The sequence below is a fragment of the Bacteroidota bacterium genome, from assembly GCA_018266835.1.
Lineage (GTDB): Bacteria > Bacteroidota > Ignavibacteria > Tepidaquicellales > Tepidaquicellaceae > JAFDZO01.
On sequence record JAFDZP010000002.1, the window covers coordinates 927,038 to 944,903 of the forward strand.

The 17,866-nt window shown below is 35.5% G+C and carries 8 protein-coding genes; 5 read left to right on the forward strand and 3 right to left on the reverse strand.

The window, feature by feature from the left end; all coding sequences use genetic code 11:
- Window positions 1-6 precede the first annotated feature (6 nt).
- From JST55_05870 to JST55_05885, 4 genes are read left to right on the forward strand one after another with little or no spacing between them, the layout of a single operon-like run.
- Window positions 7-1,482 (forward strand): hypothetical protein, encoded by a 1,476-nt coding sequence (locus JST55_05870; protein ID MBS1493013.1) that lies wholly within the window; start codon window positions 7-9, stop codon window positions 1,480-1,482.
- Entirely contained in the window at window positions 1,475-2,929 is a 1,455-nt protein-coding gene (locus JST55_05875) for a hypothetical protein (GenBank protein ID MBS1493014.1), read from the forward strand. The genes JST55_05870 and JST55_05875 overlap by 8 nt, the downstream gene beginning before the upstream one ends.
- On the forward strand, window positions 2,926-3,567 hold the full coding sequence (locus JST55_05880) for a YceH family protein (GenBank protein MBS1493015.1): 642 nt from the start codon (window positions 2,926-2,928) through the stop codon (window positions 3,565-3,567). Before JST55_05875 ends, JST55_05880 begins: the two co-directional genes overlap by 4 nt.
- A 3-nt stretch (window positions 3,568-3,570) precedes the next feature.
- Window positions 3,571-5,022, forward strand: coding sequence for a hypothetical protein (locus JST55_05885; protein MBS1493016.1), 1,452 nt, complete (start codon window positions 3,571-3,573; stop codon window positions 5,020-5,022).
- Here JST55_05885 and JST55_05890 read toward each other — a convergent pair whose 3' ends face one another.
- Window positions 5,023-9,567, reverse strand: coding sequence for a hypothetical protein (locus JST55_05890; GenBank protein ID MBS1493017.1), 4,545 nt, complete (start codon window positions 9,565-9,567; stop codon window positions 5,023-5,025).
- Between the two features lie 319 nt (window positions 9,568-9,886).
- Window positions 9,887-14,476, reverse strand: coding sequence for a hypothetical protein (locus JST55_05895; protein MBS1493018.1), 4,590 nt, complete (start codon window positions 14,474-14,476; stop codon window positions 9,887-9,889).
- 262 nt (window positions 14,477-14,738) lie between these two features.
- Between JST55_05895 and JST55_05900 the strand changes: the two genes are divergently transcribed.
- Window positions 14,739-16,136 carry a cysteine--tRNA ligase gene (locus tag JST55_05900; GenBank protein MBS1493019.1) on the forward strand — a complete coding sequence of 466 codons (1,398 nt, stop codon included), beginning with the start codon at window positions 14,739-14,741 and terminating at the stop codon, window positions 16,134-16,136.
- A 1-nt stretch (window position 16,137) separates the two neighbouring features.
- On the opposite strand, the gene kynU is transcribed toward JST55_05900, so the two are convergent.
- The gene (gene kynU, locus JST55_05905) at window positions 16,138-17,403 is read right to left on the reverse strand and encodes a kynureninase (GenBank protein MBS1493020.1); all 1,266 of its coding nucleotides are present in this window, start codon (window positions 17,401-17,403) and stop codon (window positions 16,138-16,140) included.
- Window positions 17,404-17,866 lie beyond the last annotated feature (463 nt).

The following is a 17,866-nucleotide window of genomic DNA, read 5'->3' on the forward strand; positions in this document are numbered from 1 at the left end:
ATTTAGATGAAGAAAACCAACTTAATAGAAATACTTTCCACATTTACTTCAAAGGAGTTGAAAGAATTCGGTGACTTTATTGATTCACCTTATTTTAACAAGTCTAACAATGTAAATTTGTTGTTTTCTTATCTGAAAAAACTACATCCGGACTTTCCTAAAGAGAGTATAGAAAAGGAAATTGTTTTCAAAAAAGTGTTTAATAAAGATGAATATAACGACGGATTTATGAGGCTGCAGATACATACTCTGAATAAACTTGCCGAAGATTTTATTTCAATCAGCAAATTTCGGCAAAATAATTTTTTAAAAGACAGATTTTTACTAGAATATTATGTATTGGATAAAAAATCTCCGAAGCTGTTTGAACGAAAATTCAATTCCGTTAAAGAAAAAAATTCCAGAATAGAAATTAAAGATGCAGATTACTTTTTAAATGAATACGAAGTTGAAATTCTGTATGGCAAGTATAAATTTCTTATAGATGATAATATTCTGAATGTTACTGACCTCCCTAAAGAAGAGTATTTTAAAAAAATTGAATACTTAAAGGCTAATTTCTTTATTACAATTTTAAATCAGTACAGGTTTTTACTTAATACAAAATCGTTATTGAATGTAAGTTATGAAGATGATTTCAGGGAAGTCGTTATCGAATATCTGAATTCCCATCCTGATTACATGAATATACCTGTATTAAAGCTCCATTATCTTGAACTCATGCTGCTGCTTAAAGATGATGAAAAATATTATTTTGAATTGAAGTCACACCTAACCGATTATTTTACATCGTTCAGCTGGGGAGAGAAATTCAGCACAATGTGCATACTGGAAAATTTTTGTCTCTCTATGTTATATAAGGATAAAATGGAGTATCATGAAGAGAAGCATGCCCTGCATAAATTTATAATTGAGCATAAGCTGTTCTCTAAATACGAAGGCGGCAAAATAACCGATACTGATTTTCAGAATATTACATCTACCGGTATAAGACTCGGCAAGCTTGAGTGGGTTGAGAAATTCATTGCTGAATATAAAGATTATCTTGAGGATAAGGATAAAGAAAATGTAATGAATCTATGCTATACAAAATTGAGCATGCACAATAAAAATTTTGACAAAGCATTGGAATATTTAAACAGGATAACCGATATTGATGATGTAAACTACAAAGTCAGCAAAAAATGTATTACTCTTGAAATATATATTGAGAAAGGTCTCTTTGTAGAGGCATTAACATTCATTGACAACTTCAAACATTTTGTTGCCAACGATAACTTAATGACTGAAACCGACAAGGACAGGATGTCTAAATATATAAAATTCACAAATGACCTTATTAAAATTGTAACCAAAAAAGATCCTGCAGAGATACATTTTTTTAAAAAAGAACTTGATGAAACTAACAACGTTTATAATAAAAGGTGGCTCCTTAAAAAGGCTGAAGAATTAATTACTGATAAGAAAAAGAGCTATGCATAAAAGCAACTTAATAGAATTGCTGAAGATATTTACTGCAAAAGAATTTAAAGAATTCGGTGACTTTGTAAAATCTCCGTTCTACAACAAGAATGATAATGTCATAAATTTATATGCCTATATAAAAAAATATTTCCCTGATTTAGATAACGAGAACCTTGAGAAAGAAAAAGTATATGCCAAACTCACGGGTAAAAATGATTATAACGACGGCTTTATGCGGACCATCATTTTTAATCTGAACAAACTTGCAGAAGATTATCTTAGCTTAGTAAGTATCAAGCAAATTGAAAAAGATTTTGCATATCTGAATTACATATTTAATGATAAGGGTGCTGATAAGATTTTTGAAAAAAAATTCAGACAGGTATCCGATACTTTATCTAAAGAACAAATTAAAGATTATTTTTATTATTACTGTCTTTATCGCTTGCAGGGATTTACGCTTGCGTATAATTCAAAGACGCGGGCTTTCCTTAATAAAAAAGACTTCCATGCACAGGACGAAATTAATGCTCTGGATTCGCTATTAACATTTTATCTTCTTTCAGCTTTGCCTGAATACCGATTTTTTTATAATCAGGCGCACGTTGTAAACCTTAATCTTGAGTTTAGTTTCCTCGATGAAATTATAAGTTTTTTAAAGCGAAGCGGTTTCCATAAAAAAATTCCTGAGCTTAACTTATTTTTCAATGAGCTTCTGCTTGTAAAAGAAGGCGATGAGAAATATTTTTTTGCTGTGAAGGAAATTGCAATGAAGGAGATAGATAAATATGGATTCGGGATAAAATTCAATACCATCGGACTTCTTGCAAATACAGCAATAACTCAATATTATAACGGTAATGATAAATTTTTAAATGAAAGGTTTGAAATTTACAGCTTAATACTTGAAAAAGGTTTGTACAAAAAATTTGAGGACAGTTACTTTGATGATATGCTTTTTAAGAACATTGTTGCAACGGGTCTTCAGTTAAACAAAATGGAGTGGACTGAAAATTTTATTAAAGAATATATAGATAAACTTAACCCTGAAGACAGGGAAAATTCTTTAAATCTTAATCTTGCAAGATTAACTTTTTATAAAAAAGATTACGACACCGCTCTTAATCATTTAGCAATTATAAAAAATGTAAATCACATACATTATAAGACTGAAATAAAAATCCTTACGCTCATGATTTTTTACGAACAGGGTAAAAATGACGAAGTTGTTTCAGTAATAGATAGTTACCGTCATTTTCTTTCTAATGATACTTTGCTTCCCGATAACAGAAAAGAACGTAATTATAATTTTCTTAGATTTGTAAATGAGTTGATAAAAGCTAAAGAGAGCAGTTCCTTAAAAGCAGTTTACGATCTCGAGCATGAACTGAAAATAACTCCGAACACCTATGAAAAAGAATGGCTTAAACAGAAAACAATACAACTATCAAAACAATTTAAATGAAAGAAAAACTTTCAGCGGCTGAAGTGAGAGTGCTTGGCTGCTTAATGGAAAAATCGCTTACCACTCCCGAGTACTATCCGCTTACTCTTAATGCGCTTACGAATGCATGTAATCAGAAAAGTAACAGAAATCCTGTTGTTGAATATTCAGAAGAAGAGGTTATGAATGCTTTAAGTACTTTAACACAAAGAGGATTTGCCGGTAAAACAATTTCAGAAGGAGCGAGGGCAGTAAAATACAGATACGTGCTTCCCTATCCTTTTATGCTGAATGAAAAAGAGAAACCAATTATATGTGTGCTTCTTTTGAGAGGTGCACAAACATCAGGAGAGCTTAGAACAAGAACTGACAGAATGTATGACTTCCAATCTCTTGAAGAAGTTGAAAGCGTAATAGAAAATTTAAGAAACCGTGAAACAGGTCCGCTGGTAAAAATCCTTGAGCGTATGCCCGGACAAAAAGAAAACAGAGTAATGCATTTAATGGGAGACGATGAAGTTGAAAACAGTTATATTAAGGCTGAACCGAAAGCTGATTTGAATAAAAATCAGGAATTAGAGCAGGAGATAATTTCATTAAAAGAGCGAATAAACAAATTAGAAGAAAAGCTCGATAATTTTATAAAACAGTTCGAATAAAAAATGTATTCAAGCAGTCTAATAGATATTTTTAAGAATTTCACTCCCAAAGAAATAAAAGATTTCGAAGATTTCGTTGCATCTCCGTATTACAATAAAAATAAAAATGTTACTTCGTTATATAACCTTATAAAAACCGAGTATCCGGATTTCAACAAAGGAAATCTTACAAAAGAAAAAATATTTAAGAAGATTTATGCAGGCACAAAATATAATGACGGAACAATACGTCTGCTGATGTTTTATCTGCAGGAGATAGCCGAAAAATTTATTTCGGTCCGAAACTTTGAAACTAAGCCATATTCTTATGATGAGCATCTCCTATGGGGATTGAATGAGCGCGACCTTAATAAGATGTTTGAGAAAACATATAAAGGAATTCTCAAAAAACTTAACACCAGCAAGAAACAGTATGCTGAGTACTATTATAAGAGATTTGTAATCGAATACGAAAACCTTTCTTACTACTCAAAACTATATTTCGATAGAGACGAGAAGTATGTACAAAAGATGGATGTACCTGAAGTGTTCAACAATCTTACTCATTCATATCTTATAAGAACTTTCAAGTACTATCTTTACTTCCTGAACATAAAAATGAAATTCAATGTTACTCATAAATTCAAAGTATTTGAAGAATTAATTTACACACATAAGCCCGAAGATTATGAAAATGTTCCTCTGATTAACATGTATTATTATTGCCTGATGATGACTTTAAAACCTGATGAAGAAGAAAATTTTTACAAAGCAAAAAAATTACTTTTTGAAAAAGAAGATTCCTTTTTAGATGAAGATTATGTAGAGTTTTATATAAATCTTGAAAACTACTGCAAGCGTAAAGCTAAAATCGGTAAGCTTCATTATCAGGATGACTTGTTTGAAATATATCAGTCCGAAATTGATAAGAAAGCATATCTTTTCAGAGGCATGATGCCTGATTTATTCTATAAGAGTGTTGTTGATATCGGTCTGAGGCTTAAAAAATTTGACTGGACAAAAAAATTTATCACTCATTATAAACACGAACTTCCTGAAGCGTATAAAGAAAATACATACCTGCATTGCATGGGAGTTTATGAGTTTGCGGTAGATAATTTTGATAAGTCACTTGACTACATTTCAAAAGTAAAGTTTGATGAAATATATCAGAAGCTTGATATTAAATGCCTGCTTAATGCTTTATATTATGAACTTAAACTTGATTCTTCACTTGAATCCTCAATGGATACTTTCCGTCACTTTTTAAAGAACGATAAAATTGTAGCACCGGAACGTAAAGAACAGTTTTCCATCTTCAATAAAAATCTGGCAAAGTTGCTTAAGCTAAGACGTAAACCTGAAATGGAAGAGCTTGAGCTCTTCCATGATAATATCTCTTCAGGAAATTATTATAACAAAGACTGGATTCTTGATAAAGTAAATCAGCTTATAAAACAACAACAGCAGAGCTGATCACGGATGGCTGCTCTGCTTACCGAAACTTGCTGAGAAGGTTGTAAAGTCGTTACCGTTTACAACGTTGTCTCCGTTCAAATCTGCTCTCAGATATCCGCTAAGACCAAACTGCTGAGAGAAGGAAGTAAAGTCGTTACCGTTTACAAAGCCGTCCTGGTTTAAGTCACCGCTAACTATACAATATTTTCCATTTTTTAAAACTGTGCTGTTACCATACGACTGCGATTGCGCAGAAGTAAAATCATAGGACATTGAACTTCCTGCAGTATAACTTTCTCCGCCTGACTTTGTCCATGTTTCAAATGCGTTTCTGTATTTAACTGATAAATAATAAGTGCCTGAAGGAGTTGTACTGAAGAATGCTGTACCGGAAAATGTGACGCTGTCTATCAATATTTTAGATGAATCTAGTATTGCATAAGGAGCAAACGAATTTCTTAAATAAATTGTAACTGTATCTTTTTTATTAAGAGTGTTCGTAGATGTATTATATAGTCCATCAACAATGGCTGTAATATTAATAGATGATGCAAGAGGATTTACAGCAGCCGTCCAGTAAGAAAAAGCATTTATTCCTGAAAACGTTACATTGTTATTGGCAGTATCTTTTGCTCCTCCCATTGTAACCCAGTTAGTTCCTGCATTTGTAGAGCGATACAGCGATAATAGATTTTCATTGAGACCGTTCAGTTCTGTATTATCGTAATGATACGTGAGAGTCGCATTGAGATTTGTATTGTTAGCAGGAGAAATATTATAATACCTCTGAACGCTTCCTTGTCCGTTTATAGTGTATGTATTGTGACCTCTGCTTATAGTTGTCGTCCCTAAAACTTTATTTGTTGTAATCGTTGCCCCCAGTCCTGCAACATTTACTCCGTTTAATGAATCAAGATTTCGTGTTGTTGAAATTGTCGCATTAATTCCTCTTACAGTGCATCCCGGATTTTCCCTCAGGTAACCAACATTGCTGAGAATTATATTATTCTGATTGAGATTTAAAAAACCTGAAATGATATTTAAAGTATCGTTAACATTTAACGTGTTTGTTAAAGACGTTCCTGATGTATTATTTACATTCAGATTTTTATAAGCAATGTTTGTTGTGGAAATAGTTTGCTGACTCGTTCCGTTATATTCGATTGTGCTGTTTGCCGTGTTGAATGTACCGTTGTTAATAATAGTTGTTCCTACACCATTAAAATAAGCCTTGTAGGCGTTGAGATTCAGCAAGCCTCCGCTGTAAATTGTAATATTTCTGAACTGAAAATTCGAAGCAAGACTTACATTGCAGCCGTTAAGAAAATAACAATTAACCACATTCACTGTGCCGCTTCCGGATATGCTTGTAACTGAATCAAACTGAAAAGTTGTAACTGAAATTGTACCGTCATTCACTAAAGCTGCTGCATTGTAGGTAAAGACGCCGTTACCGTTAATGAAACTGTTTGAAGGAATCGTCATTAAACCTGTTGTTACAAACGTACCGTTATTAACTGCAAATGTTGTATTGTTTGAAAGTATAATGGAAGCAGGATTAAGGTTAGTTCCGTTACCTACACTTATACCACCTGATTGAATATTAAGAGTTCCATTGTTAGTAAATACTCCTACAATTGTGTTAAAGTTTGATGTCGTTTTGTTAATTGTACCGTTGTTAACCAGAGACGGCGCAAATGAAAAAGAATTGTTTGCATTAAAATTAAATACATTATTATTGTACATAATACCGGAACCAGAAAACTGAAGCTGCGACCAGTTCAATGTTCCATTATTTATAAACGTACCGCTGAGAGTTACAGTATTACTGTTTACAGTTGCCGTCGCGCCTGATTTTAAAACTGTTATATTTGAAACTCCGCCGCCCGTCCAGTTCAAAGTTGTATTAATGAACACTGTGTCAGTTCCTCCTAATGTTCCGCCTAAGTCAATCTGAGTAAAGGTTTTACTTGTGCCTGTATTAAAGTTAACTGTTCCGCCCGATAAAATCAGATTTGTTCCAATGCTTCCGATGGTTGTTCCTGAAGGAAAATTCACTGTAGCACCGTTTACCGTCAGATTCCCTAAATTGGTCAATGACATAGTTGAATTGAAATTGACATTTCCCGAGCTGGCTGTTGTAGTACCGGAAATATTAAATACAGAGGATGCACCGAATGTAACTGTCGGCGAAGTAAATGTAACAGCTCCTGCTCCTGAAATAGTACCGTTCATTACATAAGATGTAGTACCTGATGCCTGCCCGAATGACACTCCGCACGATGCCGATACACTGTATGTACCTGTATTCGTGAATGTGCCGGAGCTTGCAAATAGCACTAAGTTGCCTGAAGTGATATTTATTGTGCCTGAGTTATTTATTCCTCCCGTAAATACAGGCGAGCCGCTTGCATTTTTATTTAAAGTCACGGAATTATTTATGAGATTAGTACAAGTATAATTGAGAACAGGTGAAACATTAAAAATATTATTATTATTAATTGTTCCGGAACCTGATATACCTGTCTGAACCCAGTTAATTGTACCTGCGTTGTTTAAAGTTTTATTGTTGGTAAAATTACTGTTGATATCAATCACAGAACCGCTTAAAGCATTAAAAGGCCCTGAACCTGATAGCGTTCCTCCTGCAGCCATGTTTCCGTTCAGAACTATTGTATCGCTGCCTGCAATTGTTCCGTTTGTTGAAATAGATGTAAACTGAAACTTCTGGCCGGAATTAAAATTCATTATACCACCGCCTGTGATGTTTAAAGTAGGACCTATTGCAGGGACTACCACACCTGATTGTAAATTTAATGTTCCGCCGCTGGAAGCTATAGTACCTATATTGGTCAAAGTCATACCGGCGTTAAAAGTAAGGATGCCGCTTGTAGCTGAAGTTGTACCCGAAATATTATAAGTACTTCCCGGTAAAAAATTAACTGCAGTAGTATGAGTATAAAAATTGCCTGCTCCGCTTATTACACCCGAAACATTATATGTTATAAATGTAGAGTTACCCAGCTGAAAAAATGTTCCCGATGCTATATTAATTGTTCCCGCTATGCTGTAAGTGCCGCTCCCCGTTGAAAACATCAATGAGCCTGCATTAATATTTATTACTCCCGTTCCGAGATTGGTAAAATTTCCTGAATACTGGCTTGCCGTATTTGAATTTTTATTTATAGTACCGGAATTAACTGTTGTAAGAAAACAACTAAACGCAGTATTATTTATATTTAAAACAGAATTATTATAAAGAGTCCCCGTGCCAAAAATACTTGATAAGGTCCAGTTGATTGTGCCGTTATTAATAATAGATTTATCTATTGTAGGCGTGTTATTAAAAATTGTCATATAACTTCCCGGCTTTAATGTAATTGCTCCTGTCCCGGTAAATGTAGCAGTTGATACTGTAAGAGAATCACTAATACTAATGCTGTCAGCTCCGCTAAATGTGCCGCCATTCATTGTTACTTTCTGAAATGAAAAATTCGTTCCGGTATTTAAATTAAGTGCTCCGCCTAGCCCGACTGTAACTCTGGTGCCGTAAGTGCCGACTACAAGTCCGGAAGGCAACACAATTGTTCCTCCCTGTGGAGATAGATCTCCGATATTAGTCAAAGTCATTCCCGCTGTAAAAGTCATAGTTCCTGAGCCGGCAGAAGTAGTACCTGAAATATTGTAGATACAGGATGTGGAAAAATTAACAGCTGTTGTACTGCTGTTAACAGCGCCTGCTCCGGAAATTCCGGAGTTGACCGTGAATGTGGAAAAAGAATTATTTCCAAATTGAATCGTGCCTCCCGACTGGACACTGATTGTTCCACCAACAGTTACGCTGCCGGCACCGGAGGCTAATGTAATATTTCCCGACTGAATATTTATAGTACCCGAATTTGTAAAACTGCTAAAAAAAATATTCTGATTGTTCGTAGTTTTATTTATTGTGCCGTTGTTTACAAACGGAATGTTAACACTTGTTCCGAAATTGGTCTGACAGTTGAATACGTTATTGTTTGTAATTGTACCTGTACCTGAAATGCTGCCTGATATCCAGTTGAATGTTCCGCTGTTGCTTATGTTTCTGTTGTATGTAACTGTACTGGATGAATTGATAGCCGAACCGCCTGCATTAATATTTATTGTTCCCGCACCGCTTATTGTTCCGTTTTGAAAATCAGCTGATGCGCCTGAAGGAATATTAATATCTCCTGCGCCGCTGATATTTCCTGTTACTGTAAGGTCGTTGCCTGCCCCATTAAATAAATTAAGAGCTTGTCCTGCATCAAGAGTTAATATGCCGGCAACAACTAACTGGTCAACTGAAAGACCGACATCAAGCGATACTGTTGTGCCATTGCTGATTGTTATAACATTCACACCTGCTGTTGGTGTTCCGGAAGGAGCACTCCAGGTATGAGAAGCGGTGTCATATTTCTGCCAGATAGCAACATTGCTCCAGTTGCCGCTTGCTATTGACCTGTAATCATTCTGCTGCTGAGCAAAAGATGTCTGTAAAAAAATGACTATAAAAATTGCAATAAGGGAGAAGAAAAGCAATTTTTTTAAAACAAATTTTAAGAGAAGTTTTTGAATCATTATGAACTTGTTTTCTGAATTTTATTCAAAATATCAATAAAGCATTATGCGATTCAAAGAAGGTTTTTTTTAAATGTTTTAAATATTTTATACAAACGAAAGCAAAACTTATACTAACTATATTAATTATATATAAGTTATAATTTTAGAATAGTTGAAATTTTGTTGTACAAAATTAATCTGGAAAGATTTTTTTGATTGTTTGAGAAAATTTCAAACAGCTTACTATCACGGTAAGCTGTTGAAATAATTGAAGGAGAAAAACGAATTAATTTTAAATTTAAGGATGACTGCTCTGCTTCCCAAAGCTAGCTGAAAATGTCGTGAAGTCATTTCCGTTTACTATATTATCACCGTTCAGATCTGCGCGTAAATATCCTGTCTGTCCAAACTGCTGAGAGAAGGAAGTGAAATCGTTTCCGTTTACAAAGCCGTCCTGATTTAAGTCACCGCTGATGATGCAATACTTTCCGTTCTTAAGAATTGTACTGTTGCTGTATGACTGGGATTGCGCTGTTGTAAAATCGTATGACATTGAACTTCCTGCTGTGTAATTTTCACCGCCTGATTTTGTCCACGTCTCCAATGCGTTTCTATATTTTAAAGATAAATAATAAGTCCCCGTCGGAGTTGTATTAAAAAATGCAGTAGCAGAAAAAGTAACTGTATCTAAAATAATCTTCGATGAATCCAGTATAGCGTATGGCGCAGAAGAATTTCTCAAATACACTGTTACTGTATCTCTTTTATTAAGTGTGTTAGTTGATGTATTATAAATCCCATCAATTATTGCAGTAATATTAATTGAAGAAGCTAATGGATTTATACCCGCAGTCCAGTATGAAAAAGCATTGATACCCTGCTGGATAATATTATTGTTTGCAGTGTCTTTCGCTCCGCCATTTATCGCCCAGTTAGTCCCTGCATTTGTCGAACGAAAGAGCGAAAGTAAATTTTTATTCAATCCGTTAAGCTCATAGTTATCGTAATGATAAGTCAGTGTTGCGTTTAGTCCCGTGTTATTAGCAGGAGAAATATTATAATATCTCAGCACAGTTCCGCTTCCGTTGATAGAATAATTTGTAAATCCTCTGGTGATTGTTGTGTTGCCTAAATCCGCAGTTGAAGTAATCGTTGCTCCAAGTCCCGCAACATTTAAATTATTGGGACTTGTAATCGTTCTTGTAGTTGTAATATTTCCCGTTGTACCCCTCACAGTTGCGCCCGGTGATTCAACGAGATATCCGGTTGAGCCAAGTGAGACAGAATTATTTACCACATTCAAAAATCCTGATATAATTTTCAAAGTATCGTTCACCGTTGTCGTTCCCGAAGTAAATGAAGTACCTGCGGAATTATTAATAAATAAATTTTTATATACGATATTTGAATTTGAAATTAGTTGAGCGTTGCTGCCGTTATATTCTATCGTGCTGTTGTTTGTATTTAATGTGCCTGAGTTACTTATCACAGTTCCTGTTCCGTTCACTAAAGCTTTGTAGCCGTTCAATATAAAATTCCCGCCGCTTAAAATATTAATATTTTTAAACTGTAAATTTGAACCCAATGAAACATTGCAGCCATTGAGAAATGAAGTTGTGGTATTGACTGTACCGCTTCCTGATAAAGTTGTTACCGAATCAAATTGTAAAGTACTTATCGATATTGTTCCGTCAACAACAAAAGCCGGACTGTTAACAGTAAGCGCTCCGTTGCCAGTCAAAATGCCTGTTGCAGGTAAGTTAATTGTACCGTAAGAAACATATGTTCCGTTATTTTCACTTAACGTGGTACCGGGAGCAATATTGATAGTTCCAAAATTAGAGCCGCTTACTATATTAATTCCGCCGAGATTTATATTCATCACAGAATTATTTATAAAGCTTCCTGCTATTGAATTAAATCCCGCAGTGGTTTTATTAAGAGTTCCGTTATTCACCAGCGGACAAATTATACTGTGTGCAGCAACTGCATTAATATTGAAAATATTATTATTGTATATTGTACCTGTTCCTGAAATACTGTTCTGAGTCCAGTTAATCGTACCGTTATTTATAAGTGTTCCGCCTAATGTTACGCCGTTTAAATTTATAGTTCCTGTTCCTCCGTTTTTTACAACTACAATTGCAGGAGAGTTTATTGCGTTGTTAGTCCAGTTGAATGCTGAGCTGATGTAAGTTGTATCCGTTCCGCCTATTGAACCCCCTAAATCTAACTGATTAAATGTACGTGATCTTCCTGTGTTAAAATTTACTAGTCCCGATGAAATTACTAAATTTGAACTCATTGCTCCTATGAGAATTCCTGCAGGAAAATTAACGGTAGCTCCTGATACAACCAGAGTTCCTAAATTTGTAAGTGTCATTGAGGAGTTCAAATTAACCGTTCCAGTTGATGCCGTTGTTGTTCCTGAAATATTATATACAGAGCTTGATGTAAAATTAATTGTCGACATTCCCAAAACAACTTTCCCCGCTCCTGTAATAGTACCTGAAACTGATTCCGTTAAATTGCCTCCGTTTTGTCCCATACTAAGAACACATGAGGATGCAACATTATAAATTCCGCTTTGAGTAAAAGCACCGGCATTAGGAGATAGAAATAAAGTACCGGCAGTGATATTAACTGTTCCTGAATTATTCATTCCTCCTGCTAAGTTGGGATTTGTATTGGTACCTTTATTAACTGTTCCAAAATTATTTATTAAAGGATTACAAGTATAGTTTGCTCCTGTAGAAATATTAAAAATGTTATTGTTATTTATAACTCCGCCGCCCACAATTCCTGTCTGTGTCCATGTCAGAGTTCCGGAATTATTTACAGTTTTAGTTATTACAACTCCGTTATTATTTATATCCATTGTGGAGCCGGATAAAATATTAACAGGTCCTGTACCTGATAAAGTACCTCCTGAGCAAACCATACTTCCGTTTACTTTTATTGTATCACTACCGTTCAATGTACCTGAACATGTAACAGAAGTGAACTGAAATGTCTGACCCGAATTAAAATTTATCTGTCCTCCTCCTGTTAAAGATAAAGATGAACCGATTGAAGGAATCACTAATCCGGGCTGTAGATTTATTGTGCCGCCTATAGTCGCAAGTGACCCGATGTTAACCATCGTCATTGCAGAATTAAATGTAATACTACCATAGTTACCTGTTGTTGCTCCTGTAATATTATAAACAGCGCCGGCTAAAAAATTTATGTTTGATGAACTGCCCGAAAATCCGCCCGCTCCATTGATATTTGCTGTTACATTAAAAGTAGCATTGGAAGAATTTCCTAATTGCATATTTGTTCCTGAGGATAGATTAATTGTTCCTGCGACTGAATACGTACCTGAATTTATTGAAGCCAGAATTGAACCGCTGGTTATGTTTATAATACTGCCGGGATTATTGGTAAAATTTCCAATCCACTGGGTAAGATTAGGAGATGATTTATTTACAGTACCCGAATTTATAATTCCCACATAACTGCTGTTGGCAGTATTCGTCATATTTATAACTGAATTATTATAAATATTTCCGGTTCCGAACAAACTGTTAGCGGTCCAGTTTATTGTACCATTATTTATAAACGGCTTATCAATATTTCCGCCGTTATTAAAAATAGTACATATACCTCCCGACTTCAGAGTAATTACACCTGTTCCTGACATTACCCCTGTTGAAAAAATCAGAGAATCACTTACAGTTACACTATCACTACCTGTTAATGTACCACCGGTAAAAGTGATTTTTTGAAAATTGAACGTTTGTCCTGTATTAAGATTTAATTGTCCCCCGCCCGTAAAAGTTATATTAGTGCCGACTCCTCCTATAAGCAAACCTGAAGGTAAATTTATTGTCCCACCGGAAGGAGAAAGATTTCCGATATTTATCAAAGTCATTCCCGGAGTGAACGTCATTGTTCCGGTTGCAGCATTAGTTACACCTGTAATATTGTATATGCAGGATGTTGAAAAGTTTACAGTAGTACTAAATCCTAAAACTGTTCCTGCTCCAGAAATAGATGCGTTGACAGTGAAAGCAGTAGATGAAGCTTGTCCTAATTGCAAAGTTCCGCCGGAAGAAACTGTTATTGTTCCTCCTAAAGTTGATGAGCCTGAAGCCTGACCTAGAGTTACATTACCTGATGTAATATTCATTGTCCCGGAATTTATAAAAGCTCCGAAAAAAATATTCTGGTTATTGGTACTCTTAGTAAATGTTGAGTTGTTAGTTACAGTCGGATAAAATGCTGCGCCGAAGGAACACTGGTCATTAAATACATTGTTGTTATTTATTGCTCCTGTCCCCTGAACTGTTCCGCCGGTCCAGCTTATTGTGCCTGAATTGTTTACAGTTCTGTTTAGATTTATTGAATTAGTTGTAAACTTTAATGTTCCGCCTGCGGCAACTGTAATTAATCCTGTTCCTGAAACGGTTCCCCCTTGAAAATCCATTGAAGCTCCTGAAAAAATATTTATATCGGCAGCTCCGTTAACCGTTCCCAGTATTTTTAAATCATCACCGGGTCCGTCGCTTAAGTTTAGTGGAATTCCCGAATTTAGTGTTAGTGTTCCGTTCACCACAAGCTGATCCATAGATGCTGCAATGTCATATGCAACAGTATGAGCAAATGCGATTGTAATTACATTTCCAGATGCGCTTGGCGCGCTTGCAACATTTTTCCATGTGTGAGTTGTAGTATCAAACATCTGCCATATTCCCGGATTTGACCAGTTCCCGCTTGATATGGTTGCATAGTCATTTTGCTGCTGAGCAAAAGATGTCTGAAAAATTAAAGCGACAAAAATAATTACCAGGGATATAATAAATTTTTGTTTTACAAAGTTAAAAATGATTTGTTGAAAGTTCATATCGAGTTTTATTCATTTAATTGCATTCAAAATATTTATATGTAGCAGGGTTATCAAAGAAAGTTTTTCAGTGATGTTGATGATTCAGCAAGTGATTTAAGTCAAAAAGTGCATTTTTCTATCATATTATTAACTTTTTTTACTAAAAAGCGTTTTAGTAAATGTTAATGGAAAGATTTTGCTGATTGTTTTCAGGATTTTTTGATTCGACTTACATTTATTATTACTCATATTTAATTTTGTAAATAATTAAAACGATAACGTGTTAAAATTTTATAATACTGCTTCAAGAACCATTGAGGACTTCAATCCTATTGAACAAGGCAAAGTGCGAATGTACTGCTGCGGTCCGACTGTTTACGGATACCAGCACATCGGGAATTTCCGTTCGTTTTTCTTTGAAGACATCTTAAAAAGAGTTTTGATATACAACGGCTACGATGTAAATCACGTAATGAACATTACTGACGTAGGCCATCTGACTTCAGATGAAGATACCGGTGATGATAAAATGGAAAAGAAAGCTGCCGAAGAAGGCAAGACAGTATGGGAAGTCGCAAAGTTTTTCACAGATATTTTTATGAGCGATATGAAGCTGCTTAATATTATTCCCGCCAATACTTTCCCGAGAGCAACTGAATATATACAGGAACAAATTGATATGGTGAAAGCACTTGAAACAAAAGGATATACATATATTACATCTGACGGAGTTTATTACGATACATCTAAGTTTCCCGATTACGGTAAAATGGCCCGACTTGATATAGAAGGTCTTCGCGCAGGCGAACGCGTTGAATTTTCAGAGGAGAAAAGAAACCCAACTGATTTTTCTGTCTGGAAATTTTCCAATAAAGATTCACAAAGACAAATGGAATGGGACTCTCCCTGGGGAATAGGATTTCCCGGGTGGCACCTGGAATGCTCGGCAATGGCAAAGAAGTTACTCGGAAATCATTTTGATATTCATTGCGGCGGAGTTGACCACATACCTGTTCATCATACAAATGAGATAGCACAGTCGGAAGTCGCTAACGGAGAAAAATATGTTAACTACTGGATACACGGTGAATTTCTTTTAATGGGCGATGAGAAGATGTCGAAATCAAAAGGCGGCACGCTTACTCTCTCACGATTGAAAGAAGAAGGTTTTGACCCTATGCATTACAGATATTTTTTACTGAACGCCCACTACAGAAAAAAATTGAACTTCAGTGAAGAAGGCTTGCAGGGAGCAAAGAACGCCTATGAAAAATTAAGAGAAAGAATTTTATCTCTTAAAGAAAAAGCTGCTAATGAAAACGCATCCGACAAACCTAATGATTACAAAGAAAAGTTCATTGATAAAATAAATAACGACTTAGGAATAACTGAAGCGCTTGCAGTGCTATGGAATATGCTGAAGGATGATACATTATCTGCAAAGCAAAGACTTGAACTGGCATTTGATTTCGATAAAGTGTTCGGATTACAGCTTGATAAAATTGCTAAGACTGAAAGCAGTGATATTCCTGATGAAATAAAATCACTTGCCGAGCAAAGACTTCAGGCAAAGAAAGATAAAAACTTCGCTCTCTCCGACGAGCTGAGAAATAAAATAAAAGAACTCGGCTATGAGTTGAAAGATACAAAAGACGGTTATGAAGTGAAGAGGGTGTGATTTACGAAATCACACCCTTCACTATCTCAACGAACTCCCAGACTTCCTCGAACTTATTATATAATGGAGTTGGTGCTATTCTTATTACATCAGGTTCACGCCAGTCGCAGATTACATCACTTGAAATTAATTTATTGAACACCTCTTTACCGTTTCCGAAAAATCTAAGTGAGAGCTGACAACCACGCTGCTCAGGGTCAGACGGAGTTAAGATTTCCAGCTTCTCTGTTAACTTATTTTCATTCAATAAATATTCCAGATAACCGGTAAGCTTTTTGCTCTTCTCTCTTAAATTATTAATTCCTGCTTCTTCAAATATATCAAGTGATGCTTTGAGTGATGCTAATTGCAATATCGGCGGATTGCTTAGCTGCCAGCTTTCCACAGTGGGAATAGGAACGAAGTCAGGCTTCATTAAAAATCTTGTCTGCTTGTCATTTCCCCACCAGCCTTCAAAGCGCGGAATGTTTTTATCTGCATGATGCCTTTCATGAACAAATGCTCCGGCAATTGCACCGGGACCACCATTAACATATTTATAATTGCACCATACAGCGAAGTCAACGTCCCAGTCATGGAGCTGAACGTCGATATTTCCTGCGGCATGAGCTAAGTCAAATCCCACCATACATCCTTTTTTATGTCCCGCCTCAGTAATTTTTTTCAGGTCGAATAACTGTCCCGTATAATAATTTACTCCGGCAAACATAACCAAAGCAATTTCATCTCCCTGCTTTTCAATTACATCAAGTATGTCTTCCGTTTTTATGTATGTTTCGCCCTGCTTAGGAAAAATTTCAATGAGTGAGCTTTCATCGTATCCATGAAATCTTAGCTGAGACTTCACTGCATACTGGTCAGAAGGGAAAGCTGTTCCTTCTATAAAAATTTTATTACGTTCCTTCGTTGGTCTGTAAAACGAGACCATCATTAAATGAAGATTAACGGAGAGCGTATTCATGTTAACGACTTCATTCTCTTTAGCTCCAACTAAGTGTGCAGTCTGCTTTGTAAGAAATTCATGATACGGCAGCCAAGGATTGCGGGCTTCCGTCACGCCTTCAATGCCCATCAGTTCCCAGTCCTTTAGCTCCTGCTCAACACATGCACGGACTGTCTTCGGCTGAAGTCCAAGCGAGTTCCCGCAGAAATAAATCTGTTCCTTTTTATCTTTATTTACCGGAATATAAAATCTATCACGGTAATTTTTTAGCGAGTCATTTGCGTCCTGCTGAACAGCAAAATTTTTATCTGTTGAATAATTCATTTAATGTGATTTTGAAAGCAAAGTTAAGATTGTCATCTTTCAGTTTCAAGTTTCAAATAACGAGTTACAAATTGTCACATTATTGTTACATTTCTCGATGTTGTTTTTTCAATACCGTTTATTTTTATTTTCAAAAATTGATGAATTTTTGATGGGTTTTCTGTAAAATAAAAAGTAGTAAGAGCATACTCGTTTAAATATTGTCACATTATTGTAACATTTTAATTTAGAGACCTAACAGGATTGAAACCTATCGGCTAATGTAATTCGCCTTGGCGAGTCACAATTGTTTCAAACCACCTCCTCAGTCCCCCTCCTTGTAAAGGAGGGGGAAGCTTGTGTGAAAATTTACTTCTTCTCGGATTAATATATTACAAATCTACCTCCCCCTTAATCCCTCCCGCCTTGGGCAGGACAAGCTTTCCTTGTAAAGGAGGGGGAAACATTGTGGCGCCGCTCCCTT